Annotated in this window: 23 protein-coding genes, 1 tRNA gene and 1 pseudogene; 10 read left to right on the top strand and 15 right to left on the bottom strand. The window is 69.0% G+C overall.

From position 1 onward, the window contains the following. The 4 genes and pseudogenes from ACK1X7_RS19445 to ACK1X7_RS19430 form a co-directional block, all read right to left on the bottom strand. Positions 1-1,842, bottom strand: coding sequence for a glycosyltransferase family 2 protein (locus ACK1X7_RS19445; RefSeq protein WP_390793527.1), 1,842 nt, complete (start codon positions 1,840-1,842; stop codon positions 1-3). Positions 1,843-2,390: 548 nt separating this feature from the next. After that, positions 2,391-3,071, bottom strand: coding sequence for a FadR/GntR family transcriptional regulator (locus tag ACK1X7_RS19440; RefSeq protein ID WP_390793528.1), 681 nt, complete (start codon positions 3,069-3,071; stop codon positions 2,391-2,393). A 90-nt stretch (positions 3,072-3,161) separates the two neighbouring features. After that, on the bottom strand, positions 3,162-3,410 hold the full coding sequence (locus tag ACK1X7_RS19435) for a DUF397 domain-containing protein (protein ID WP_385144415.1): 249 nt from the start codon (positions 3,408-3,410) through the stop codon (positions 3,162-3,164). Then, positions 3,407-4,240: pseudogene (locus ACK1X7_RS19430) on the bottom strand (helix-turn-helix domain-containing protein). The gene ACK1X7_RS19435 and the pseudogene ACK1X7_RS19430 overlap by 4 nt, the downstream one beginning before the upstream one ends. Before the next feature lie 107 nt (positions 4,241-4,347). On the opposite strand from ACK1X7_RS19430, the gene ACK1X7_RS19425 reads away from it, so the two are divergent. Both ACK1X7_RS19425 and ACK1X7_RS19420 read left to right on the top strand, forming a co-directional pair. Then, positions 4,348-4,782 (top strand): ATP-binding protein, encoded by a 435-nt coding sequence (locus ACK1X7_RS19425; RefSeq protein ID WP_413115406.1) that lies wholly within the window; start codon positions 4,348-4,350, stop codon positions 4,780-4,782. A 571-nt stretch (positions 4,783-5,353) separates the two neighbouring features. Continuing rightward, the gene (locus ACK1X7_RS19420; RefSeq protein WP_390793530.1) at positions 5,354-5,944 is read left to right on the top strand and encodes a choice-of-anchor C family protein; all 591 of its coding nucleotides are present in this window, start codon (positions 5,354-5,356) and stop codon (positions 5,942-5,944) included. A gap of 102 nt (positions 5,945-6,046) precedes the next feature. On the opposite strand, the gene ACK1X7_RS19415 is transcribed toward ACK1X7_RS19420, so the two are convergent. The 5 genes from ACK1X7_RS19415 to ACK1X7_RS19395 form a co-directional block, all read right to left on the bottom strand. Then, positions 6,047-6,823 carry a hypothetical protein gene (locus ACK1X7_RS19415; protein WP_385144423.1) on the bottom strand — a complete coding sequence of 259 codons (777 nt, stop codon included), beginning with the start codon at positions 6,821-6,823 and terminating at the stop codon, positions 6,047-6,049. Continuing rightward, positions 6,824-7,333 (bottom strand): hypothetical protein, encoded by a 510-nt coding sequence (locus ACK1X7_RS19410; protein ID WP_385144425.1) that lies wholly within the window; start codon positions 7,331-7,333, stop codon positions 6,824-6,826. Continuing rightward, complete coding sequence (locus tag ACK1X7_RS19405; RefSeq protein WP_413115405.1) at positions 7,330-9,573, bottom strand: glycoside hydrolase domain-containing protein; 2,244 nt, start codon at positions 9,571-9,573, stop codon at positions 7,330-7,332. Before ACK1X7_RS19405 ends, ACK1X7_RS19410 begins: the two co-directional genes overlap by 4 nt. A 30-nt stretch (positions 9,574-9,603) precedes the next feature. Then, positions 9,604-10,131 carry a hypothetical protein gene (locus ACK1X7_RS19400; RefSeq protein WP_385144429.1) on the bottom strand — a complete coding sequence of 176 codons (528 nt, stop codon included), beginning with the start codon at positions 10,129-10,131 and terminating at the stop codon, positions 9,604-9,606. 378 nt (positions 10,132-10,509) lie between these two features. Next, the gene (locus ACK1X7_RS19395; RefSeq protein ID WP_390793532.1) at positions 10,510-11,160 is read right to left on the bottom strand and encodes a TMEM175 family protein; all 651 of its coding nucleotides are present in this window, start codon (positions 11,158-11,160) and stop codon (positions 10,510-10,512) included. Between the two features lie 158 nt (positions 11,161-11,318). Here ACK1X7_RS19395 and ACK1X7_RS19390 point away from each other — a divergent pair, with 158 nt between their 5' ends. After that, positions 11,319-11,981, top strand: coding sequence for a hypothetical protein (locus tag ACK1X7_RS19390; protein WP_385144433.1), 663 nt, complete (start codon positions 11,319-11,321; stop codon positions 11,979-11,981). A gap of 19 nt (positions 11,982-12,000) precedes the next feature. On the opposite strand, the gene ACK1X7_RS19385 is transcribed toward ACK1X7_RS19390, so the two are convergent. Together ACK1X7_RS19385 and ACK1X7_RS19380 are read right to left on the bottom strand one after the other, a co-directional pair. Further along, positions 12,001-12,543 (bottom strand): PadR family transcriptional regulator, encoded by a 543-nt coding sequence (locus tag ACK1X7_RS19385; RefSeq protein ID WP_398160348.1) that lies wholly within the window; start codon positions 12,541-12,543, stop codon positions 12,001-12,003. Positions 12,544-12,604: 61 nt separating this feature from the next. Further along, positions 12,605-12,681: transfer RNA gene (locus ACK1X7_RS19380), tRNA-Lys, on the bottom strand. 173 nt (positions 12,682-12,854) lie between these two features. Between ACK1X7_RS19380 and ACK1X7_RS19375 the strand changes: the two genes are divergently transcribed. Continuing rightward, positions 12,855-13,448 carry a lytic polysaccharide monooxygenase auxiliary activity family 9 protein gene (locus ACK1X7_RS19375; RefSeq protein ID WP_385144437.1) on the top strand — a complete coding sequence of 198 codons (594 nt, stop codon included), beginning with the start codon at positions 12,855-12,857 and terminating at the stop codon, positions 13,446-13,448. Positions 13,449-13,521: 73 nt separating this feature from the next. Here ACK1X7_RS19375 and ACK1X7_RS19370 read toward each other — a convergent pair whose 3' ends face one another. Both ACK1X7_RS19370 and ACK1X7_RS19365 read right to left on the bottom strand, forming a co-directional pair. Beyond that, complete coding sequence (locus ACK1X7_RS19370; RefSeq protein WP_382956116.1) at positions 13,522-13,731, bottom strand: DUF397 domain-containing protein; 210 nt, start codon at positions 13,729-13,731, stop codon at positions 13,522-13,524. A gap of 17 nt (positions 13,732-13,748) precedes the next feature. After that, positions 13,749-14,633, bottom strand: coding sequence for a DUF5753 domain-containing protein (locus ACK1X7_RS19365; RefSeq protein WP_385144439.1), 885 nt, complete (start codon positions 14,631-14,633; stop codon positions 13,749-13,751). Positions 14,634-14,787: 154 nt separating this feature from the next. Here ACK1X7_RS19365 and ACK1X7_RS19360 point away from each other — a divergent pair, with 154 nt between their 5' ends. The 6 genes from ACK1X7_RS19360 (at position 14,788) to ACK1X7_RS19335 (ending at position 19,977) form a co-directional block, all read left to right on the top strand. Continuing rightward, positions 14,788-15,189, top strand: coding sequence for an ATP-binding protein (locus ACK1X7_RS19360; RefSeq protein ID WP_385144441.1), 402 nt, complete (start codon positions 14,788-14,790; stop codon positions 15,187-15,189). A gap of 49 nt (positions 15,190-15,238) precedes the next feature. Then, the gene (locus tag ACK1X7_RS19355) at positions 15,239-15,628 is read left to right on the top strand and encodes a hypothetical protein (protein WP_385144443.1); all 390 of its coding nucleotides are present in this window, start codon (positions 15,239-15,241) and stop codon (positions 15,626-15,628) included. 391 nt (positions 15,629-16,019) lie between these two features. Next, positions 16,020-16,841 (top strand): helix-turn-helix transcriptional regulator, encoded by an 822-nt coding sequence (locus ACK1X7_RS19350; protein ID WP_413115404.1) that lies wholly within the window; start codon positions 16,020-16,022, stop codon positions 16,839-16,841. 53 nt (positions 16,842-16,894) lie between these two features. Next, entirely contained in the window at positions 16,895-17,839 is a 945-nt protein-coding gene (locus ACK1X7_RS19345; RefSeq protein WP_413115403.1) for a helix-turn-helix transcriptional regulator, read from the top strand. Between the two features lie 488 nt (positions 17,840-18,327). Then, entirely contained in the window at positions 18,328-18,891 is a 564-nt protein-coding gene (locus tag ACK1X7_RS19340; protein WP_253209705.1) for an ABC transporter permease, read from the top strand. A gap of 84 nt (positions 18,892-18,975) precedes the next feature. Further along, positions 18,976-19,977 (top strand): ABC transporter substrate-binding protein, encoded by a 1,002-nt coding sequence (locus ACK1X7_RS19335; RefSeq protein WP_385144449.1) that lies wholly within the window; start codon positions 18,976-18,978, stop codon positions 19,975-19,977. A 31-nt stretch (positions 19,978-20,008) separates the two neighbouring features. Here ACK1X7_RS19335 and ACK1X7_RS19330 read toward each other — a convergent pair whose 3' ends face one another. Then, positions 20,009-21,286 (bottom strand): MFS transporter, encoded by a 1,278-nt coding sequence (locus ACK1X7_RS19330; protein ID WP_413115402.1) that lies wholly within the window; start codon positions 21,284-21,286, stop codon positions 20,009-20,011. After that, positions 21,283-22,065, bottom strand: a complete 783-nt coding sequence (locus tag ACK1X7_RS19325) for an LLM class F420-dependent oxidoreductase (protein ID WP_385144453.1) — start codon at positions 22,063-22,065, stop codon at positions 21,283-21,285. Before ACK1X7_RS19325 ends, ACK1X7_RS19330 begins: the two co-directional genes overlap by 4 nt. Positions 22,066-22,186 lie beyond the last annotated feature (121 nt).

Raw genomic sequence — 22,186 nt, 5'->3', positions numbered from 1 at the left:
TTATCGTCCCCCAAGGGCGGGCTGCGGGTTCCGTTTCTCCTGGCGGACGGTCCACCGCCAGGCGATGATCGGCGCGGCTGTGACAGCCAGGGCAATTGATGCCCAAACGGTCATCGCTGGATGACTGTGACCGAAGTAGAAGGAAGAGGCGAGCGACCCGCCGAAGACCGCCAGGAAGAAAAGATGGGTCCGGAAGGTGCCGAAGAGGGTGTCGGGGCTCGCGGAGTCGCCCTTCGGCGTCACCACGAAGCGGCTCTTGCGGCGCAGTACGGTGTCGAGCAGCGAGCGGGCGTAAATGGGCGCGGCCAGCGCCGACATCACCATTCCGGCGACACCGCCGGACCCCTCCGGCTCATGGGGAGAAACGTTGTGCCGCCGGTTCCAGACATAGAGACCGATCTGGAGGGCGGAGGCATTGCCGTAGAGCATCATCCAGATGGCGGGGTCGATCTCGACGCCGGAGGCGCCGAAGCCCAGGAACAGCGCGCAGCTCAGCGCGGCCAGGATCCAGTTGAGCGCCGACATCGGATAGAAGATCACCAGCAGGGAGTAGTTGAAGAGCCTGCCGGGCGGCAGCGAGAACGGCGCCTTCCAGAACTGCTTGACGATCGTCTCGTAGGTCCCGCGTGACCAGCGCAACTGCTGGGTGAAGAAGTCCGTCCAGGCGTTCGGCCCCTCGCCGACCGCCAGGACGTCGGGGGTGTAGACCGAGCCCCACGGGCGGCCGGTCGCCGGATTGCGGTGGCGGTGCAGCTCGAATCCGGTGGCCATGTCCTCGGTGATCGAGTCGTACAGCCCGCCGATCCCCTTGATGGCGCTGATCCGCACCGCGTTGTTGGTGCCCACGAACATCGGCGCCCGATAGGCGTTCCCGGCCCGCTGGATCAGCGCGTGGAAGAGGAACTGCTGGCTCTCGGCGGCCTTGGTGACGGCCGCGTCATAGTTGCCGTAGACCTGCGGGCCGACGACGAAGGCGATATCCGGATCGCGGAAGTAGCCGAGCATCCGCTCCAGATAGTTGGGCAGCGGCACATGGTCGGTGTCCACGGAGGCGAAGAAGTCGTACTCCTCGCCGTGCGCGTCCAGCCAGGCGTTGTAGTTGCCGTGTTTGGTCCTGGCCCGGTGCGGGCCCTTGGGCTGGTTCCACTTCTCGACGCCCTTACGGGTGAAGTGATAGACGTTCAGCCGTCGGCAGACCTCCCTGACCTCCGGGTCGTCCCCCTCGTCCAGCAGCCAGACATGCATCACGCCGCGGTGCCGGACCCGGATCGCGGCCTCCAGGGTCTTGCGCACCATCTCCAGCGGTTCCTTGCCGGGGACATAGGTGGTGATGAAGGCGACCTTGGTGCCGGTCTCGGGCACGACGGGGACGGGGTCGCGGGCGACGAGCGTCGCATGCGCGTTGGACGCGACGTTCATCGTCCGGAACAACTCGATCAGCCCTATCGAGACCAGCATCACCACGTCCATGACCGCCAGGACCGGGCTGGTGCCCTCCCGGCTGGTCCAGTGCGCGGGCTGCATCAGCCAGATCAGCAGCGCCAGCGAGACCAGCGGCGCGGCGCCGAGCAGCAGCGCCGCGCGGATCCGGTGCGGCTCCTCGGCGAGCAGGCTGCGGTAGCGCACGCGGTACGGAGTGCCTGTGCCGGGCTCGGGCTGGGTCAGTGGTCCGGCGAGCCTGCTGTAGTGCTCGTAGTCGTACTTCGGCAGCGGCCGTCGTCGCCGGGGCCGGGGCCGGTGCGGCCCGGTTTGGTGCTGCCTCGGGATGCGTAGGCGCGTAGTCGTGGACGAGTCGTACCCGCCGTACGACGGATGGCGGGCGCCAGTCGGCGTCGACGTCATGAGTCATCCCCCCGCACGCATGACTGAGTGCGTGCCGTCACGTTCTGTCGGCCCCCGGCCCCCCTTCGGCCGCAGGGGAACGATAGTGGAGGCAGCCGACCTTACGGACATGGAATGGCTACGTTCCGGATCTTTGCATGGTAAACAAAGCCCTGCTGCGGTTCTCCCGCTGGGCGTACCTCAATGATCCGCTGCACCAGGGGAGTTGCCGTCGAAGCGCACCGTGTCAGGGGGTCGAACACCTATCGACGATCGCAAGTGCGAACGATATTTTTATCAGACAAAGGTGGGCAAGGGGTGGGCGTGGACTCCCGGCTTGAAATCGGCCCATGGGGTGTCCGGTGCGTCTTTCCCCTCCCCGCCCCTTCCCGCGGTATCGATGTGCGGCTCCGCCGCGTGGCAGGGGCTGCGCCCCTGGACCCCGGGGTCTGGGGGCGCAGCCCCACCTTCCAGCCCCTCCGGCGGTTGAGGAGCGGGGTCTGGGGCGGAGCCCCAGTTGTGGGAAGGGGCGGGGAGGGGAGCAGCCCGCCGCAGGCGTCACGACCTGCTTAGTCGCGATGCGCCGAACGCAGTCGGATGCGGATGTTCCCGAAGTGGTCGCGGATCGCGTCCTCGGCCCGCAGGGCGTCCCCCGAGCGCACCGACTCCAGGATCTCCCGGTGCTGCTTGCAGGTGACCTTCGGATCGGTGGGCACGTCCACGAGGTCGGTGCGCACCCGGTGGAAGGCGTCCCAGAACGCCTCCAGCACCTCGCTCAGCAGCGTGTTGTCCAGGCTCCCGTAGAGCGCGGCGTGAAACGCCCGGTCCGTCTCGGCTCGCACCGAGCCCTCGGCCGCCTCCGCCTCCATCCGGCGTACGACCGCGTCCAGCTCGGCGAGATCCGCCTCCGGGATGCGGCCTGCCAGCCGGGCGATCAGTCCGGTCTCGACGGCCTCGCGCAGCTCGAGAAGTTCGAGGAGGCTGTCCTCGCCCCGGTAGTGCCCGGCGACGGTACGGAAGATCAACCCCTCGATCATCGGCGCCATCGACATGGGGCCGACGTACGTCCCGAAGCCGTGCCGGATCTCCACCAGCCCCATCGCCTGGAGCGCCTTGAGCGCCTCGCGCACGGAGTTGCGGCTGACGCCGAGCAGCTCCATCAGCTCGGTCTCGGTGGGCAGCGGAGCGCCCGAGCGCAGCCGCTGGTCGATGATCAGCCGCTTGATGCGTTCCTGGATGTCGTTCGTCATCCCCCGCGAATGGGAACGCGAATGCGAACTCGAGTGCGCCGCCACCGCCACCTCCGATCCGAACAGCTTAGCGGCGGCGGCGCGAGCAGGTCAGATGTGCGCGATGAAGGCGGCCCAGGCTTCGGGGGAGACGGTGAGTGGCGTTCGGCCGGTGTCCTTGGAGTCGCGGACGTGCACGGCCGTGGTGCGTATGGCTACCTCGACGCAGTTGTCCCCCTCGCTTCCGCTGTAGCTGCTTTTGGCCCAGCCGGGCTCGGTGAACGCGACCTCGACGCAGTTGTCGCCCGCGCCGCCGCTGTAGCTGCTCTTGAACCAGTCGAGTTCGGTCGTGCCGCTCATAGCGCTCCTCGCATCTGCTCCAGCAGGCTCGTTGTGGCCTGAGGGCTCAGAGCCTGTGAGCGCAGTTTGCCATAGCGCCGAAGCATCGCACTGGCGTCCTTGGGGTCTGTGATCAGCAGGCTGTTCTCCTGGCCCTCGACGTAGCCGACCCACTGGTTGTCCAACGTTTCGGCGAGGTACATGGGTCCCTCGAACCCGAAGTGGTCCTCCTGTCGCAGCGGCATGACTTGGATCTCCACATTGCGGCGTTGCTGCGCTTCAAGGAGGTGATCGAGAAGCGCCTTGGTGACCTCGGATCCCCCGAAGTACCGCTCCAGCAGGGCCTGCTCGATGATGAAGCAGAACGAGGTGTGAGGTCGTTCAGCGAACAATCGTTGCCTGGCCAGACGGGCAGCGACACCCTGCTCGATCTGCTCCTCGGCGTGATGCGGTATACGCCGCTCGAAGATCGCGCGGATATACGGTTCGGGCTGAAGCAGCCCCGGTACTACCCGGCACTCATAAGCGAGGAGCGTCAACGCCTCCTCCTCGATCCCCGCCCACCGTAAGAACCACGACGCCAGCCCCACCTTCCGTGTCAACGTGCGGTACGCCGCGCCCAGCACGCGCGCGGCCGGGGCGCCCAGGACCTCCTCCGCGCGCGGGACCAGCTCCTTCGGCGGGAAGCGCCTGCCCTGTTCCATCTTCGCGACGTACGTCGCCGAGTACCGGACCCGTGGGGCGAACTGCTCCTGCGTCAGCCCCGCCTCGTCCCGTAGCGCCTTAAGGACCGCGCCAAAGGTCTTGAGGCGCTACGACGTTTCCGGTTCGCTGTCTTTTGTCATCCTCATATCGTCACGGGCGGTGACCGATTCGGTCCAGGCGGTGAACTGGTACAGCGAAACTGGGTGGGTGTCGTGCCTGGCAGAGGGCGCCGCCCGGCCGGGACGCTTCCGCCATGACCGCACCACAGGGCCAAGTCCCCGTCACCGTACGTACGTTCGCGCAGCGATTCTCCGCCACCCGGCGCGGCGCCCGGCTCGCCCGGCTGCTGACCGTCCATCAACTCACCGCGTGGGGGTTCGCCCCGGGGGTGGGCGGCTACGACGCGGCGATCCTGGTCGTGGCCGAGCTCTCGGCCAACGCGGTGCTCCATGGGCGCGTACCGGGACGGGACTTCGTGGTCCGGCTGACGTACGACGAGCGGGGCGGCGTCCTGGAGATCGAGGTGAGCGACACCCACGAGAAGTGCCCCGTGCCGAAGGCGTCCTCGTCGGACGACGAGGAGGGGAGGGGGCTGATGCTGGTCGAGGCGGTGGCGGACCGCTGGGGCATCAGGGAGCGAAGGGGGCCGGGCAAGACCGTATGGGCGCGGATCACCGAGGCGAGGTGACTTTGAGCATGGGGCCGGGGGATGGGGGCCGGGGCCTCGCCGCCGGCCGCCGGGCCGGTGGGGGTTGGCGCCGTGGCGGCTCAGCGGTGTGGGGGCTCGAACCGATCCGGGCTGCGGGTCGCCCGGCTTGAACGGCCCCTCCGGGTACCCCCCTAAAAAACGCTTGATCTGAAGCAACTAACTTGTCAAACAGTTTCGAGAGGGGTACCCCACCCCCCGGCAGGCGGTCCGGCAGTCCGGCAACGGCCTCGCCCCGGAAGACCGTAGCCGCCACCGGCGGCCACCTCCGGCCGCCCGGCGCCCGGCGACGCGGCCGAGCCCCCCACCCCCTGCCCCGCTGCTCAATTGCGCCGAAGGCGCGAGACGGCGCCGCGCCAGACCGAGCCGCGCAACTCAACACCCCCTCCCCGAGGGGCGGCCGGCGCGATGGACCGGCGCACCCGCCGCGTCCGCCCCGATGCGCGCCCCGGTGCGCCGGGGCTCCGGCTCTGGCGTGGGTGCCTCCGGTGCGGAAGATTCTGCTGCGCCATCAATTCGGTGCATTGCCGAATGTGTCGCACTGGAGGGGAACATGTCGCCTATTCGCATCTTTGTCTTATCGGTCGCCGTCGCCGGGGTGCTCGCCGGTATGGGGACCGGCACCGCGACGGCCGCCGCCGTCAGCCGTTTCGACGACGGCAGCTTCGAGACGCCCACGGTGGCGGCCAACACGTTCGTGAACCTGGGGACGGGCGCGTCCATCGGGCCGTGGAAGGTCACGGCCGGAAACGTGGACCACATCGGGGACGGCTTCTGGCAGGCGGCCGAGGGGGGCCAGTCCGTGGACCTCAACGGTCAGGGCGCCGGGACCGTGGCGCAGACCTTCACCACGGTCCCGGGGAAGCGGTACTCGGTGACGTACTCCCTGGCCGGCAATCCGGCGGGAGGCCCGACGGTGCGGACCGGGAAGGTGCTGGTGGACGGGCAGAACTTCCAGGACTTCAGCTTCGACGTCACGGGCAAGACGTTCGCGAACATGGGCTATGTGACCCGGGAGGTGACCTTCGTGGCGCGCGGCACCTCCACGACGCTGGCTTTCGCCAGCACCAACGACAGCGCCTACGGGCCGGTCATCGATGACGTCATGGTCCGGGACTGCACGCCCTGTCCCCCCTGCGGCTGATCACGGCAGATCGCGGCTGATCGCGGCTGATCGTGAGAAGGGAGCCCTCGGCGCCCCACGCGCCGGGGGCTCCCCGGTCCTTCGTTGAACTTCGGAACTTCGTCAGGCCGCCGCGCGCTGGCTGCGGGCCAAGGACGTCGCGGCCTTGCGCCGCTTCGGCGCGAGGACGTCGACCGGGGCGCCCGCCCCGCTGCCCGGCGTCTCGCGCCAGCGGCCCAGCCTGGCCACGACCTCGGCCAGCCGCCGATCGCCGGGTTTCACGGCGAGGTAGAAGAGCGACTCGTCCGGCTTCCGGTCGTCCCCGCCCCAGCGGACCACCCCGTCGAGCTCGGCGAGGATGTCGCGGATCACGACCTCCTGGTGGGCGAAGAAGCCGCCCTTGACGCCCCGCGGATAGTGGCCGGGGCGGATCCGGACCGCCGTACCGGACGCCTGGTTGCCCTCCGGCAGCCCCTTGCGGACCGTGCCGGGGCTGCGCCAGCCCACCACATCGCCCTTGCGCAGCTCGTCGATCTCGTAGTGGAACCGGCGGATCACATGGACCAGCACGGCCTCCGGTGCGCCGATGCGGACGGTGACGCCCTCCAGCGGGGTGCCGGGCACCGGACGGGACCAGATGGTTCCGCCGCCGTCGGTGACCTTCTCCATCTCCCAGCCGTTCGGGCTCGGTCTGCCCGTCAGCACCCGGGCCTGGTTCGCCTGGAAGCGGCGGTATGCCTTGCGGATCTCCTCTCCGGTGGGCGTCTTGGAGTGCGAGGACGCGGCGTACGCGGGCGTCGCCAGCAGGGCCGAACCGGGGAGCGAGGCCAGCGCCGCCGCGCCGGCCAGCACACCGGAGCGGATGAGGAGCTGCCTACGCGATGGGTCGAACACGCTCATTCAACGTCCCCTCGTGACGGTAGGGCTGGTGGACCGGTCCTGGTCGCGGGCCACCACGGATACCGCGCCCGTGGCGATCGCCAGGATGAAGGCGATGGCCAGGGCCGGGTTGACGTATCCGGGGACCGCGGCGTCGTAACTTCCGCCCTCGTCGAGATGGCAGGTGAAGCGAAGGGGAAGGTAGTGCGCCTCATAGCGGTCGACCTGAGCCGCCTTCGCCGCGCCGCCCGCCCGGGTGCACTCCTCGCGCATGTTGTCGTTCTCCATGAACATCACGTGGAGTGCGCCCCAGATGTACAGGGCGATGGTCGCGCAGACGGACAGCAGGGCGATTCCCCCGAGCCAGTCGGCCCGGGTCTTCCGGCGGCCGGTGCGCTTGGCGACGCCGGAGCCGAGTATGCCGATCAGGGTGAAGATGACGATGACCCCGATCAGGCAGATGAAGAGCAGCAGGATCGAGTTGTGCCCGCCCGCCGAATCGGCCGCCAGTAGGGAAGGTTCTTCGCTCACCGCATCATCCTGTTGTACTTCTCGAAGATGTAGTAGAGGGGCATGCGCTTCCTGGCATCGGTGAAGGCGGGCTCCTCATATCCCTGGTACCGGCGCAGCACCTCGTAGATCTCGGACTCCTTGTAGTCCAGCGAGGGGCGGCGGATCCCGGTTTCCTGCTCCGCGGCGGTGCCGCCGGGCTTGCCGTCGGCTCCCCAGATATGCGCGTGGCCGACGGAGGTGAGGGCGAAGTCGTTGTCCGTACGGAGCTTGTCCCACACCGAGAAGATGTCGGAGTCCTTGTCCGGGTCCTTCGGGGTGCCGGTCACCAGACCGCTTCTGATGGAGTTGTTCCAGCACAGAACGCCCGCCCGGCCGAACATCTGGCCCACTCCGGTGCTGCTGTCCCGGAACGCGTCCACCTTGGGGAAGTCCTTGGCCCAGTCCGGCACATAGCCGTTGTGGTAGAGCCACACCCCCGCGTCCTTGATCAGGTCCTCGTTGCCGTAGTGCCGGAACTCCCAGAACGCGGTCGTCTGGATGAGCGCCTTGCGCATGCCGTAGGCCCGCGCCGTATTGGTCACGGCGACATCCCTGGCGATGATGGTCTCCAGGCACTGGCCGGTGGTGTAGATCTTGCCGTCGTCCTCGGCGAAGCCGATGGACTGCATATACGACCGGACGTCGGCCAGCAGCCCCGGGTAATACGCCTGGTTGAAGAGGCTGTCCGGCATCGACGCCACCGGCGGGTTGAAGGACCCCTGCCCGGTGTCCAGACCGGAGGCGATGTTGTTGTCGATGTTGATCGAGCCGTCGCCGGAGCCGATGGTCTTGGTGACGATCTGGTCGAAGGCCCAGTTGGGCGGCAGCGGATAGCCGTAGTTCCCGGAGAAGCCGCTGGACATGTCGGAGACGAAGCTCGCCGTGGCATGGCCCGCCTCGGAGGCTCGGATGCACACATTGCGCGGTCCGTAGACCCCGATCTTGTACCGGTTCCCGGCGATGGCCATGCCGTCCACGATGCCCTTGAAATGCGGCAGGACATTGTCGGTGACCTCGTAGTCGTACGCGTCGAAGTCCACGGCGAAGTAGATCCGGGTGCCGTCCTTGAAGCCGTGGTCATCGGCCGCGTTCGCCGCCGCGATGGCCGCCGCGTTGCCGGCGGCGTAGTTGAAGCCCGAGGCGTCACGGCCGAAGGTCTGGTAGATCGGGAAGCATCGGAGCCCGTTGTCGGCGAGGGTCTGGAGTTCGCCGATCTGGATGGCCTTCTCGGGGAGATCGGTGGTGCTGGGGTTGGTGAGATAGCGGCCGATGTACTTGTACCCGGCGGCCTTGAGGGTGTTGGCGCGGGCCTGGGTGATCTTGGTGACGCCGTCGCATGCCTGGCCCTGGCGGTCCTGGTCGCCGTAGGAGACCAGAAGCGAGGCCCAGGTGGAGTAGTCGCCCTTGCCGTTGACCGGCAGCTTGGCGAAGCTCTGGAAGCTGTTCACCGCCGAGCCGAGCGCCGATCCGAATGTGGAGCTGAACGGCACATTGGGCCGCTGGTTCAGGATCATCGCCCCGGAGAACAGCCGCACCCAGGTGCTGGTCTCGCCCGAGGAGACGGGGTGCTGCTTCAGCCCGGACTGGGTGCCGGGGCCGAAGTTTCCGTTGGCCACCCCGTCGGCCATGCCGAGTTCGTACTGCACGGCCAGCAGCATGGACTTGGCGACGGTCCGCGAGTGGTGCCCGTCGCACGGGATGACGAAGTAGTCCTGGCGCTTGATGTAGTTGGCGTTGAGATACTGCTGCACCGTGCGGATATCGGCCCCGCCGTCACCGGTGACGATATAGGCGTCCATGGTGAGCAGCCCCTTGAAGACCTTGGGGACGAGGCTGCCCGCCTCGAAGACGCCCGCCACACCCATGTCGGTCATCAGCCCGGTGATCGAGCCGGCCACCGTGGAGCTGAACACTCCGTCGATTCCGCCGCCGTTGTACCCCTTGCAGTACAGCCCCGACTGCACGATCTTCGTGAACTTGGCCGAGGGCGTCGTACTGGCGTTGAGCTTCGGGTACTTCGACTGAAGCGTGCTCAGGGTGGTGGGGCCGAAGCTGTCGGAGAGGCTGGTGATGCCCAGTTCGTACTGGAGCGCCCGGGTGAGCGCGTACATCACGGTCCAGCTCGTCTTCCCGTCGATCTCGAGTGCCGGAATGCCCAGCTTCCCGGCGTATGTCTCGTTGATGAACTGCTGCGCCCGCATGACCATGGCGTCGGCCATGACGTCTCCTTCAGTGCCGGTTGACGGGGGTCAGTTGCACGCGAAGACGTAGTCGGACTTGTAGTCGATATAGAGGCTGCTGGAGGTCTTGCCCATCTTGGCGGTCACCGGGGCGCAGGCGAGGCTGGAGACATAGACCGGGCCCGCGTACTGGCTGAAGTTGCCCGAGTCGGTGTCGCAGCCGGTGCCGTCCACCTTGCAGACCTTGAGGTACATGTACTGCGAGGCGCCGTAGTTGTTGTCGAGGATCGCACAGCCCTTGCCGCCGTTGGTATAGGAGAACAGCGTGGCCAGGCGCTGGCTCGGGTCGGTGCCGACGGGCAGCGGAATGACCTTGTTGAGCGCGTAGCCGGTGCCGCAGACGGTCGCGGCGGCGGCGGTGGGCGCCGGGTTGGCCTTGGCGAACGCCTTGGTCTCGGCGGAGGCGGTCGGCGCCACCTTGACGCTGGGCGCCGCGGGGCGCTCGGCGGCCGACGCCTGGGGCGCGGTGAGGGTGAGTACGGCCGCCGCGGCGGAGGCGAGGGCGGCACCGACGGTGGATCTGAGGATCGTGGACATGGACGTACCCCTCCCGTAAAGGCTGCTGAAAGCGGAGATCGCCGGGGCCTCTCCCCAAGGCCCGGACGCGGGAACAAGCGCTTTCCGCGCTGTGTCGCACGGAACATATGCACTGGTCATGGCCTTGGACAAGAGGTCTGGGCAAGCCTGGGGAGCGGAGTCGGACCCTCCGCCGGAGGGTCGTCACGGAGGAGGTATGGGGTGCGTCGAAGGACGTCCCCAATGAGGGGATAAAGCGACTCATGTGCAATGAGCTCGGTATACAGAGGGTTGAGATGTGTTGCTGGTCACTATCTCTGGACTCGGCGGGCGGGGGTCCGACTGCCCTGAGGGGTCGTCATAAAGGGGCTCTGTGACCCGAGTTCACCGTCTCCGTGATCACGGGGCGGGGTGTGACGACGCGACCGCCGTGTGCTTGCTCGTGCTGATGTGGTGCCGTCCGAGGCAATACCGGACGGGAACGGCAAGGAGCCACCAGTACTCCGCCGCGTCGGACGAGATGATCACCGCCACCGGCACCGAGCTTCCGAAGACGAGCGCGACACCCGCCGCGTGCTGGAGTGACTGGGTGAACAGCGCGCGCGGGATGTCGCTGCCGCGCAGGCTGGGGCGCTGGAGGAGACGGGTCGCCATCGCCGCGATCAGCAGCGCGGCCACGGCGATCGTGCCGGCGTACAGCGAGGTCGCGATCGCGCTGCCGTGGTACTCCGTGACGATCTTCGTCGGAAACGGCAGGGCGGCGACGAGGGCCATCAGCGCCAGATCCAGGTAGAGCAGCGGGCCGTCCACCGCCTTGGTCATCCGGAACAGCCGGTGATGCGCGATCCACAGTGCTCCGACCACGACAAAGCTGAGCAGATATCCGGCGGCGGACGGGAGCGCCTCCGCCCTCAGCGCGTGCCCGAGTTCGGCCGTGGGGAGATGCTCCGGGACCGTGATCTCCAGGGCGAGGAGCGTGATGGCGATGGCGAAGACCGCGTCGGAGAACGCTTGTATCCGCTCGATGTCGATTCCGTGCAGAGACTTCACCGTCAATGGCTCCTGATTCATTTCGAGTGCGGGCGCGGGTGCGGCCCGGTGGGACTCTGCATACTACGAAGCTGACATGTCAAGTCGCTGGGAATGTGTAGTCACTGCTGCCCAATATCAGCTTTGACATGTCGAGAGTGACATGTAGTTTGAAGCGCATGAGCTTCTTCGAGGTATTGGCCGCCGTGGCGGTCGTCGTGGCCCTCATCGCGCGCCAATTGCGGGGAGAGGCGCTCACCGGCCGGCGGCTGATGCTGCTCCCTGTGGTCCTCACCGTGATCGGCATAGCCGACCTGAGCCGGCACGACCGCCATCCGACCTCCATCGACGTGGTGTGCCTGGTCGTCGGCGCCCTGCTGGCCGCCGGTATCGGCGCGGCCCAGGGTGCGACCATCCGGCTGGAGCGGCGCGCCGGTGTGCTGTGGGCGCGGATGCCGGCGGTCGGCCTGTGGCTGTGGGCCCTGCTGGTGGTCACCCGCGTGGGGATGATGGCCGTCGCCCACGTGGTGGACGCGAAGGTGGCGGCGTCCTCGGCGACCATCCTGCTGATGCTGGGCGTCAACCGGCTCGGACAGGCGCTGGTCCTCGTCCCGCGGGTGATGTCCTCCGGTATGGCGTTCGCCCCGGAGCGGGACGGCAGGACGTTCCCGGAACAGGTGTCACAGCGGTTCGCGCCTCCGCCACTGGATGACGAGGCCCCCGGACGGCCGGGCGGCGCCGGCCCGGCGACGCCGTACGCCGACGGACGTCAGGGCGATCCGCTGGACCTCATCCGCGCTCGCAGGCAGCGGCGGGCGCGCCGGTTGAGCGACTGGAGGTGACGGCCCGCGGTGGCGGGGGCTATGCCGGATCGGGTCCTTGGCGCTTGTTCACGTGCTCGATGGCCCATAGCGCCCAGTCGTGAGTCGCCTGGTACTGGCGCAGGCCGTACTCGGCGGCGAGCTGCCCGAGGGTGTCGCGGCCCTGTCGTGGTTCGGCGTCCTGTTCCTCGCGGAGCCTGCGGAGTTCGGAGATGCGCCCCTCGGTGTGCTCGAGAAGGCCGCGCAGCGCGGTGACGGTCTCGTCCGGCTCCAGCGCTTCGAGCAGGAACAGCCGCAGGACCTGCTCATTGCGCACCACGCCCTGCCCCCATGGCGCGAGCAGCCACTCCCTCAGCTCCTCGCGGCCCTTGTCCGTGACCGCGTAGGTCCGGCTGCGGCGAGCGCCCTCATGCGTCACCTCGACGAGCCCTTGCTCCGCCATCCGGATCAGCTCGGGGTACACGCTCGTATGGCCGGCCTGCCAGGCGTACCGCCCGAGGTCGCGCTCGAACTCCTTGCTCAGTTCGTAGCCGCTCGCGGGCTCGATGGCGAGGAGGCCCAGCAGTGCGTGCGACAGAGACATATGCGAAATCCTAAAGGGCGTCCTCGGAAGCCGAGGACGCCCAGGTCAGCGATATGGGTGCTGGTGCGCCGCCAGGGACTCGAACCCCGGACCCGCTGATTAAGAGTCAGCTGCTCTAACCAACTGAGCTAGCGGCGCCTGCTGACGTGGAAATCCTACCCGACCCCGGACGGTGGTCAGGACGTCGTGAGGCCCGCCGCGGCCTTGCGGCATTGGTATGGACATGACTATTCGCCCTGGATACTCTCAACTTGGTCTAGACCGCCGTGCACGGCTCATCGAAGCACTCCCCACGTCTTCAGGAGCGAAGCATGCGCAAGAAGATCAGCGCCGCCGTCATCGGCATCGGTCTCGCGGCGATCTCCGTCCTCGCGACCGGCGGCAGCGCCTCCAGCCACGGCTACACCGACTCACCCATCAGCCGCCAGAAGCTGTGCGCCAACGGCACGGTGACCGGGTGCGGTGACATCCAGTACGAGCCCCAGAGCGTAGAGGGCCCGAAGGGCTTCCCGTCCGGCGGTCCCGCGGACGGCACCATCTGCGCGGGTGGCAACAGCCGGTTCTCCCAGCTCGACGACCCGCGGGGCGGCAACTGGCCCGCGACCAGGATGACCTCCGGCCAGAGCTACACCTTCAACTGGCGGTTCACGGCCTCCCACGCGACCACGGACTTCAAGTACTACATCACCAAGAACGGCTGGAACCCCAGCCAGAAGCTCACCCGTGCGAGCCTGGAGTCCCAGCCCTTCCTGACCGTTCCGTACAACGGCCAGCGTCCGCCGTCCACGCTCTCCCACTCGGGCACCATCCCGGGCGGTAAGAGCGGCAGACATGTGATTCTCGCCGTGTGGACCATCGCGGACACCTCGAACGCCTTCTATGCCTGCTCGGACGTCCAGTTCTGATCGTTGTCCGGTCGATCCGGTAGTGCGGGTGGGTGCGGTGCCGTCCCGGGACGGCACCGCACCGACGTGACGATCAGGCGTCGAACGCGCCCGCCTTCGCGCTGCGGACGAAGGCGGCCAGAACTGGTGGCACGGTGGTCAGCACGGTGCCGGGGGCGTCGCTCTCGCGCAGTTGGACATGGCCGCCGGTGACGGCGACCTCGACGCATTGGCCCTCGCCCGCGGAGTACGAGGACTTGCGCCAGTGGGGGCGGTGGTGTGTGGCCGCTTCAGAGGTGTTCATATGTGGGGCCCTCTTTCTCATACCAGACCAGCGATGAGGGCCTTCGTGTCATCCGTGGACAGTGCGCAGTCCACGATATGGCCGAAGGCGTCGGCGAAGACATTGACGTCGTCGACTCCTTCGACGTACGAGGGGCCGCGCAGGTTCTCCTGCGTGACCACATCCGGCATCGGACCCGGGAAGGCCACAAGTGTGAACGCGCCCGCGTCCCCCGGGTTGGGCGCCGCGTCGATCGGCATCACCTGGAGCGTGACCGTGGGCCACTGGGCCACCTCCAGCAGCCGCCGCAGTTGAGCGGTCATGATGCCGGGCCGGCCGGGGAACCGGCGGCGCAGCGCCGCCTCATGGATGACGGCCCACAGCCGCAGCGGATGGCGGGAGCGGGTGAGGACGGCCTGGCGGGCCAGCCGCACCTCGGCGAGGGCGTCGACCTCGGTCGCGGTGCGGGCCACGGCGTTCGCCGCGATGGTCTCGCGGGCGTAGTCGGCCGTCTGGAGCAGACCGGGGACGACCAGCGGGGCGTAGTCGCGGACGCTCTCCGCGTCGCTCTCCAGCGAGATGTAGTCGGCGTAGGCGGGGGCGACGACGCCACGGTAGGTCTGCCACCAGCCGCGCTTGCCCGCGTCCTTGGCCAGTCCCTCCAGGGCGATACGGGTGGTGGGGTCGGTGACGGAATAGGCCCTCAGCAGCGTTTCGACCTCGGCGGCGCGGATCGTGGCGTTGGCGTTCTCGATCCGGGAGAGCTTCGGCGCGGTCCAGCGGCGGGCGTCGGCCGATCCGTTCGCCGCCGCGTTGAGCGTCGCTGCCGCCGCGTCCAGTGTCATGCCCGCTTCGGTGCGCAGCTTTCGCAGCGTGGAGCCCAGGCGCCTGCGCCGAACGGTGGGCACTGGCTGGTAGGACATGTCTACAGTCTGTCGTATTGCCAACTACGCCTACCAGCCGGGCATATGCCAGTCTTGTGCGACTGGGTCGAAACATTGCGAGTGGGACGTTCCATAGGCCAGGATCGATAGGGGACACGGCAGCGCGCCGTGGTGTGGAGGGGCCCCGGATCATATGGCTGAGAACATCTCGCAGCGATACGAACTGCGCCTTCGCGCCCATCCACGGATGCTTGCCGACATTCGCCGTGCCGTCGGTGCGCGCCTGCGGCTGTGGGGGCGTGAGGAGTTGATCAGCGCGGCGGGGATGTGCGTCACCGAGCTGCTGTCCAACGTCCATAAGCACGCGGCCTCTCCCGAATGTGTCCTCACCCTGGAGTGGCTTCCGCACGGGATCCGCGCGGCGGTCAGCGACTTCGAGGCGGCGCTGCCGGTGGTCAAGGAGCCGGACTTCCTCTCCGAGAGCGGCCGGGGGATGTTCCTGCTCAGCAAGACCGCCCATGAATGGGGCACGGACCTCACCCCGACGGGCAAGACGGTCTGGTTCACCCTGCGCGCGGAATCGGTGGAACCGTGACCGGCGGCGCCGGTAGCGTGGAGCCGCGCATGAGGGCAGGGGGTGGGCCATGGATCCGGTGACGGCGGGAGCGCTGGTCACGGCGGTGAACGCGGCGGTGTCGGGTGCCGGGGGCGAGGCCGGGCGGCGGGCCCTGGAGTCCTTCGGCACGCTGGTCCGCAGGGTGCTGCGGCGCGGCGAGGGCGAGCCGGCCGGTGAGCCGGAGCCGGTCGCGATTCCGTACGACGACGGCGAGCGGCTGCGGCAGTTGGCCGAGCTGCTGGTCGAACGGGCCCGGCGGGACCCGGAGTTCGGCCGCGATCTGGCCTCCTGGATGCGGGAGCACGGCGAGGCGGCCGGGGAGACCGGGGCCGTGCACAACTCCATCGCGGGCGACGCCCGCATCACCGGGCCGGTCATCCAGGGACGGGACTTCAACGGGCCGATCAGCTTCGGCTGATACCTGCGGCGGCTCCCTGGGCGAGGGGGACCGGGGGAGGGGACGTCCGGTGCCGAGCTGGCAGCAACCGGACACCGGCCGCCACTCCGTGTCGTCGAACGGAGCCGAATCGCTGCGGTCCGTAGTGCCGCCGCATCCGGAACCCCGACTCGCCGGTAACTTGTGGACACGCGCCCCCGGCGCATCGGTGGCGCGACCGCATGAGGCGGGTCGCCGTACCCGATTTTGTCAACTCTTTACCTCACGCCCCGCGTTGACGTGGTAGCTGTGCGCGAATTAGTGTCGTCATGGATTTCGCACAATGCCGCCTCCGCAATTCGGGGCGGCGGAATTGACGAGAATCAGGCCGGTATTCGCATAACCAGGTCACTGTCGCCCGGCAGGGGAAGTCATGGTTGGTCTTGTGGAGGTGTCCGAGCCTTCGCCGCTGAGCACGGAGACTCCCTCGTCAGCCGCCGTCGACTATGTCGAGCACGCGCTGCTGGCCGCCCGTGATCTGATCGAGTCGACGGTCACCCGGCACCGGAGGGAGCTGGCCCAGGACTCCTGGGCGGGGACGGCTCTGGGGAAGGTGCCGCTCGCCGAGGTGGTCGACACCCTGGTCGACTGCGCCGAGCGGACCGTCAACGTGGTGCTGCCGGGCAACGAGGAGCAGACGCGGGCCGTCTGTGCCGCGCTCGCCCGCCCGGCCAGGGGAAGCCGGCGCGCCGTCGTCGTACGGCTGTTGTGCGAGGAGCCGGTGCTGGCCTCCAGCGCGGTACGGGCGCTGGCGCGCAACGATCCGCGGTGCGAGATCCGGATCTGCGACGGCGGGCTGCCGCCACTGCCCGAGGCGCTGCTCATCGACGGCCAGGTGGTCTACCTCAGAAGGGGACCGTCGGAGCCGGGGCGGGGCCAGGGCCAGGCATCGCTTGTCGAGGACGCCGCCACGGTGCGGGCCCTGGAGATGATGTTCGCCGGGACCTGGGGAAACGCCGTCGCGCTCGCGGACCATCCGCGGCTCGGTGGGCGGTTGTGCCCGGAGTCCGTACGGCGGATCCTGGAGTGTCTGCGCACCGGCCACACCGATGAGGTGGCGGCGCGCACGATGCAGGTCTCCTTGCGCACCTACCGCCGGTACGTCGCGGAGATCATGCGGGAGCTGGGGGTCAACTCCCGCTTCCAGGCGGGGGTACGGGCGGTGGAAATGGGGCTGCTGCCCGGCCGTCATTGACGGCGCTCGAGACCTTGACCACGTCACGGGGCGGGAAGTACGGGAATGTCGACATGAAGGACCGCGGACGCGATCCTGGACCGGAGGCCGCGCTCGCGGGGGACATGCTGGAGGGGACGCTACGGGAGGTACGTGACCTCATCGAGTCCACCGTGATCCAGCACCGCGCCCGGCGGAGCCGGGACGCGCGGTTCACCGAGGTGGGGGTGGCGGACGCCGCGTTCCTGGCCGCCGCCGAGGAGGTGATCGGCCAGGCGGGGCGGAGCGTGGACGCCGTCTTCCCCGAGTGCTCGGCCCGGATGGCGCCGGTGCAGGCTGCCCTCGGCGCACTGGTGGAGGACCTCGGCGAGCCGGTCGGGGTGCGGGTGCTGCGCGGCAGATCCGCTCCCGGCTCCGGGCCCGCCAACTCCGGGCCCGCCAACTCCGGGCCCGCCAACTCCGGGCCCGCCGGTTCCGGGCCCACCGGATCCGGGCCCGCCGGATCCGGAACCGGCCCCGGGGCCGCCGTAGCGGCGTCGCACGGGCCCATGCCGCGGCCCATCCCCGGGCCCGCGCCGCCCGCCGAGGCGCCCGCCGCGGCGCCGCCCCCCGTCCAGGTGCGGATCGCGGCGGTGGCGCTGCCCACCGCGGTGATCGCCGACGGCCGGACCGCCCTGGTGTGCACCGAGGCCGAGGAGGGGCGGCAGACCTCGGTCATCGAGGACCCGGTGGTGGTCGCCACCCTCTACGGCATGTTCGGCTCCATCTGGGGCGGCGCGGTGCCCGCCGCCCGCCCGCTCGACTTCGGCAACCGCGCCCGTACCGAAATGGTCCGCCGGGTGCTGGCCCGGCTGCGCGACGGGGTCACCGACGAGGCCGCCGCCCGCGATCTGGCGATCTCGGTGCGTACCTACCGCCGCTATGTCACCGGGATCCTGGAGCTGCTGGAGGCCAACTCCCGTTTCCAGGCGGGGGTGCGCGCCACTGAGCTCGGCATCCTTGGAAATACGTCCACATGATAATTTCGTTTTCCCCATCGACATTGTGATCCGGAGCGTGCTGGCGATAGGTTGCCTGCGGGCGTGCCGAGATCTGGCAACAGCCGGTAATGCAAGGGGATTTGGGGATGACCGAAGGGCACGGAAGGGGCGCGACCGCCACGGCGGGCGCGGACGGCGGGCCGAGTACGGACGAGCCGCATTCACCCCGACCGGGACATGCGCGAAAGACCGGCGACAGCGGCGGAAATGGTGAGAAGTCACGGTCCGATAACAGCCGGAAAATGACCGGAGCGACATCTGGCGCGGCCTCCGCCGACCGGCGGAGAACGCTGTTCCGGGGTGTGCTGCCGCCGCTGGTATTCGGGCTGTTGCTGCTTGTCGTCTGGGACATCGTGACCCGGACCGGCGCCGTTGCGGAGTTCTATCTTCCGGCTCCGCTCGACCTCGCCCGGCATTTCCTCGACGACGTGTTCCACGGTGATCTCGTCGAGTACACCAAGGAGACGGTGTGGGAGGCGCTGGCGGGCAGCGGCATCGGGATCGCGGTGGCGCTGCCGCTCGGCTATCTGATCGCCCGCAGTGAGCTGGCGGCGGCGGCACTCCAGCCCTATGTGGCCGCCTCGCAGGCCATGCCCGCGGTGGCGCTGGCCCCCCTGCTGGCCCTGTGGATCGGCTACGGACTGCTGCCCATCGCGGTCCTCTGCGCGCTGCTGGTCTTCTTCCCCATCCTCGTCAACACCGTGCTGGGGCTGCGTTCACTGGACCCCGATGTGATGGGGGCCGCGCGGGTGGACGGGGTGGGGTGGTGGGGGATGCTCTGGTACATCGAGCTTCCGCTCGCCCTGCCCAGCGTCCTCGCGGGGGTGCGCAACGGCCTCACGCTCTCCATCACCGGCGCGGTCGTCGGCGAATTCGTGATGGGCGGCGACGGACTGGGGCAGTTGCTGTCGGTGCAGCGCCAGGAGGCCGACACCATCGGACTGTTCTCGACGCTCGTCATGCTCGGCCTTCTCGCCGCCGTCCTGTACGGAGTGGTCCGCCTGGTCGAGCGGCTCGTTCAGCGCGACTGACAACTTTCATCCCAGAGGATCCCAGAGGAGAAGTACGTGCGTTTCGTGCAGACGTCCATGAGGCGTGCTCGCAGACACCGGGTCATGGGCGCGGCCCTCGCGTCGATGGTGGCCCTTGCCGCTTTGACCTCATGCGCCGAGGAGCCGAAGAACGCGGGGGCCAAGGGCGGGACAAGCATCACGGTGGGGCTGACCTACACCCCCAACATCCAGTTCTCGCCGTTCTATGTGGCCGCAGAAAAGGGCTACTACAAGGACGCCGGACTCAATGTGACGCTGCGCCACCACGGCGCGGCCGAAGATCTTTTCGGCGCCCTCTCCTCGGGCAAGGAAGATGTGATCTACGCGGGCGGTGACGAGATGCTCCAGGCGCGCGCCAAGAATGTGCCGGTCGTGGACATCGCCACCTTCTACCAGAAATATCCGGTGGGGCTGATCGTGCCCAAGGATTCCGAGATCCGCACCCCCGCCGACCTCAAGGGCCGGAAGATCGGCACACCCGGTCCCTTCGGCGAGACCTATTTCGGTTTGCTGGCGCTCCTCAAGGAGGGCGGCCTTTCCACCAAGGACGCCAAGGTACAGAACATCGGCTTCACCCAGCAGGCGGCCCTCACCGGAAACAAGGTGGAGGGGGTGATGGGCTATCTCAACAATGACGCCGTCTCGTTCAAGGAGGCCGGTAAGGATGTCCGGTCGATTACCCTCGACTCGGGCACGGCCGGAGATCCGCTGGTGGGCGTGGGTCTGGGCGCCAAGAAGAAGACGCTCGACAAGCGCGGGGACGACATCGGGAAGTTCGTCGACGCCTCTTTGCGCGGACTGCGCTATGCCATCGACCACCAGGACGAGGCGATCAAGCTCAGCGAGAAGTACGTACCGGGGCTGCGCGGCGAGAAGCAGCGGAACAACGCCCGCGCCGTGCTCAAGGCCACCGCGCCGCTGATGAGGAACGACCAGGGCGAGCTGGGCGCGATCGACCCGCAGACCTGGACCCGGATGGCCGACTTCATGTACGACCAGGGGCTCCTGGAGAAGACCGTCACGCCGGAGGACGCCTACGACACGTCGTACCTGCCCAAGTCGTAAGTCTTTCGGGAGAGTTCGGGTCGGGCGGTTCTCAGGTGCTCGCCGTCCGGCCGTACAGCGCGGCGGTCACGGTGAACGCGGCCGCCGCGCCCAGTGCGAGCGCCAGCCAGCTTCCCGTCGCCGAGGCGTGGGCGACGATGAACAGCCCGAGCGGCGGCCCGGAGGCCGTGCCCAGATTCCAGGCCAGCGACGCGAGCGCGCTCGCCCGGCCCACCGCTTCCTCGCCCGACCAGCGCAGCAGCAGCGGATAGAAGGCGGAGGAGTACATCAGCTCGCCCGCCGCGAAGACCACCGCGAAGGCCAGCAGCAGCCCGTACCGCACGGCGGCCGGAGCCGCCTCACCGGCCAGCGCCGCGCCCAGGCCGCAGCCGAACGCCACCGCCCACAGCACCGGACCGCCCGCCAGGACCACGGTCTCCGGCAGCCGCTCCAACCGGCCGCGCAGCAGCGGCTGAAGGGCGATCAGGGCGAAGGAGTTGGCCGCCACCACCACGCTGACCCAGCCCAGCGTGACCGCCATCCGGTCGTGCAGCAGCAGCGGTACGGTCGCCTCGATCTGGGTGAAGCCGACGATCGCGAAGAGCGCCTGGGCCAGGATCAGCAGGGCCATGGGACGGGCGCGCAGCAGGGAGCGATAGGTCGGCCCGGGCCCGGACGGCTGGGCGTCGCCGGACCGTTCCTTTGCCTCCTTTGCCTCCGTCGCCTCGGCTCCGGCCCGGGGCCGTACGCCCAGGATCACCGCGATCAGCGGCAGCGCCGCCAGCCCGTTGGCCAGGTACAGCCAGCGCAGCGTGCCCGCCGGGGTGTCCGTGCCGTGCAGCGCGAGCCCCGCCGCGACCGAACCCAGCCCGATCCCGGCGTTGTTGACGATATGCCGGATGGCGAAGGCCGCGCGGCGGCCGCTCTCGGGGACGGCCGTGTCCACGACGCCCACGATCGAGGCGTAGAAGAGCCCGAAGCCGACCCCGACGCACACCCCCGAGGCGAGCACCAGCGGCACCGCGCCGGCCGGTGCCAGCAGGGCGTATCCGGCCGCGAGCGCCGCGGCGCCCAGCGCGCCCACCCGGTGCGGGCCGCCCCGGTCGGCCAGCGGCCCGCCGGCCAGGGCGGCAGCGAAGCTGGCCGCCGCCATCGCGATGAAGTAGCCGCCCGCCGCCCGGCCGCCGAGCCCCAGCAACTGGCTGACGTAGATCGAGGTGAACGGGAAGCACAGCCCATTGCCCAGGCTCGAGAGCAGCAGTGCGCCCATGAGCAGGCCGAAGCGGCGCCCCAGGGGCGTGCGGGGCGCCGTCGCGCGCGGGGCCGTCACGAGGTGAGCGCGGCGCGCACCTTGAGCAGCTCCTCGGCCTTGCGCAGGTCGTACGGGGCCGGGAGGGAGAGCACCACATGGACCGCCCCGGCCTCGGCGAACCCCTCGACCAGCGGCAGTTGGTCCGGATTGACCATCACCGTGCGGGCCACCTGGCCCGGGTCCCGGCCGACCCGCTCGCACCACTGGTCCAGGACGCCGTTCAGCTCGCGGAAGTCGGCGACCGGGTCCTCGGAGGCCCAGCCGTACCAGTTCCACCAGTCGGCCTCGCGGGCCACCAGCTCCAGGGTGCGCCGCCGCCCGGCGCCGCCGATCAGCAGTGGAAGCGGGCCCGCGGGGCCGGGGTTGAGCTTGGCCAGCCGCCCCTTGACGGCGGTGACGGACGCGGCGAAGGCGTCCATGCGCCCGGCCGGTCCGGGGAAGGGCAGCCCGTACTCGGTGTGCTCGGCCTCGAACCAGCCCGCGCCAAGACCCAGCACCAGCCGCCCGCCGCTGAGCTGGTCGACGGTGCGGGCCATGTCCGCCAGCAGATCCGGATTGCGGAACGCGGTGCAGCTCACCAGCGGCCCGATGATGGCCCGCTGGGTCTCGACCGCCATCGCGGACAGCAGCGACCAGCACTCGTAGTGGCGCCCGGCGGGGTCGCCGGTGTGCGGCAGGAAGTGGTCCCAGGTCCACAGCGAGTCGACCCCGAGGGCGTCGGCCTCGCGCCACGCGGTGCGCAGCTCGGCGATTCCGGTGTGCTGGGGGTGGAGTTGCACGCCTACGCGCAGGGACACGGAGGTGAATCCTTTCTGTTGGTGACTGGTGACTGGTGACTGGTGACTGGTGACTGGTGACTGGTGACTGGTGACTGGTGACTGACTGGTGACTGTGCCGGCGATGCGCCCGGCGCGGAGC

Origin of the sequence: Streptomyces sp. CY-1, from assembly GCF_047218265.1 — a bacterium.
In the GTDB taxonomy this organism is placed as follows: Bacteria; Actinomycetota; Actinomycetes; order Streptomycetales; family Streptomycetaceae; genus Streptomyces; species Streptomyces niphimycinicus.
This window is presented reverse-complemented; position numbering and strand designations above follow the sequence as displayed.

Coding starts and splice junctions, on each gene's coding strand:
- ACK1X7_RS19445 (WP_390793527.1), bottom strand. CDS start 1,842: ATGACGTCGACGCCGACTGGCGCCCGCCATCCGTCGTACGGCGGGTAC.
- ACK1X7_RS19350 (WP_413115404.1), top strand. CDS start 16,020: ATGGTTGGTCTTGTGGAGGTGTCCGAGCCTTCGCCGCTGAGCACGGAG.
- ACK1X7_RS19415 (WP_385144423.1), bottom strand. CDS start 6,823: ATGAGCGTGTTCGACCCATCGCGTAGGCAGCTCCTCATCCGCTCCGGT.
- ACK1X7_RS19385 (WP_398160348.1), bottom strand. CDS start 12,543: ATGTCTCTGTCGCACGCACTGCTGGGCCTCCTCGCCATCGAGCCCGCG.
- ACK1X7_RS19345 (WP_413115403.1), top strand. CDS start 16,895: ATGAAGGACCGCGGACGCGATCCTGGACCGGAGGCCGCGCTCGCGGGG.
- ACK1X7_RS19435 (WP_385144415.1), bottom strand. CDS start 3,410: ATGAGCGGCACGACCGAACTCGACTGGTTCAAGAGCAGCTACAGCGGC.
- ACK1X7_RS19375 (WP_385144437.1), top strand. CDS start 12,855: ATGCGCAAGAAGATCAGCGCCGCCGTCATCGGCATCGGTCTCGCGGCG.
- ACK1X7_RS19360 (WP_385144441.1), top strand. CDS start 14,788: ATGGCTGAGAACATCTCGCAGCGATACGAACTGCGCCTTCGCGCCCAT.
- ACK1X7_RS19400 (WP_385144429.1), bottom strand. CDS start 10,131: ATGTCCACGATCCTCAGATCCACCGTCGGTGCCGCCCTCGCCTCCGCC.
- ACK1X7_RS19405 (WP_413115405.1), bottom strand. CDS start 9,573: ATGGCCGACGCCATGGTCATGCGGGCGCAGCAGTTCATCAACGAGACA.
- ACK1X7_RS19425 (WP_413115406.1), top strand. CDS start 4,348: ATGACCGCACCACAGGGCCAAGTCCCCGTCACCGTACGTACGTTCGCG.
- ACK1X7_RS19365 (WP_385144439.1), bottom strand. CDS start 14,633: ATGTCCTACCAGCCAGTGCCCACCGTTCGGCGCAGGCGCCTGGGCTCC.
- ACK1X7_RS19420 (WP_390793530.1), top strand. CDS start 5,354: ATGTCGCCTATTCGCATCTTTGTCTTATCGGTCGCCGTCGCCGGGGTG.
- ACK1X7_RS19440 (WP_390793528.1), bottom strand. CDS start 3,071: ATGACGAACGACATCCAGGAACGCATCAAGCGGCTGATCATCGACCAG.
- ACK1X7_RS19355 (WP_385144443.1), top strand. CDS start 15,239: ATGGATCCGGTGACGGCGGGAGCGCTGGTCACGGCGGTGAACGCGGCG.
- ACK1X7_RS19390 (WP_385144433.1), top strand. CDS start 11,319: ATGAGCTTCTTCGAGGTATTGGCCGCCGTGGCGGTCGTCGTGGCCCTC.
- ACK1X7_RS19370 (WP_382956116.1), bottom strand. CDS start 13,731: ATGAACACCTCTGAAGCGGCCACACACCACCGCCCCCACTGGCGCAAG.
- ACK1X7_RS19335 (WP_385144449.1), top strand. CDS start 18,976: ATGGGCGCGGCCCTCGCGTCGATGGTGGCCCTTGCCGCTTTGACCTCA.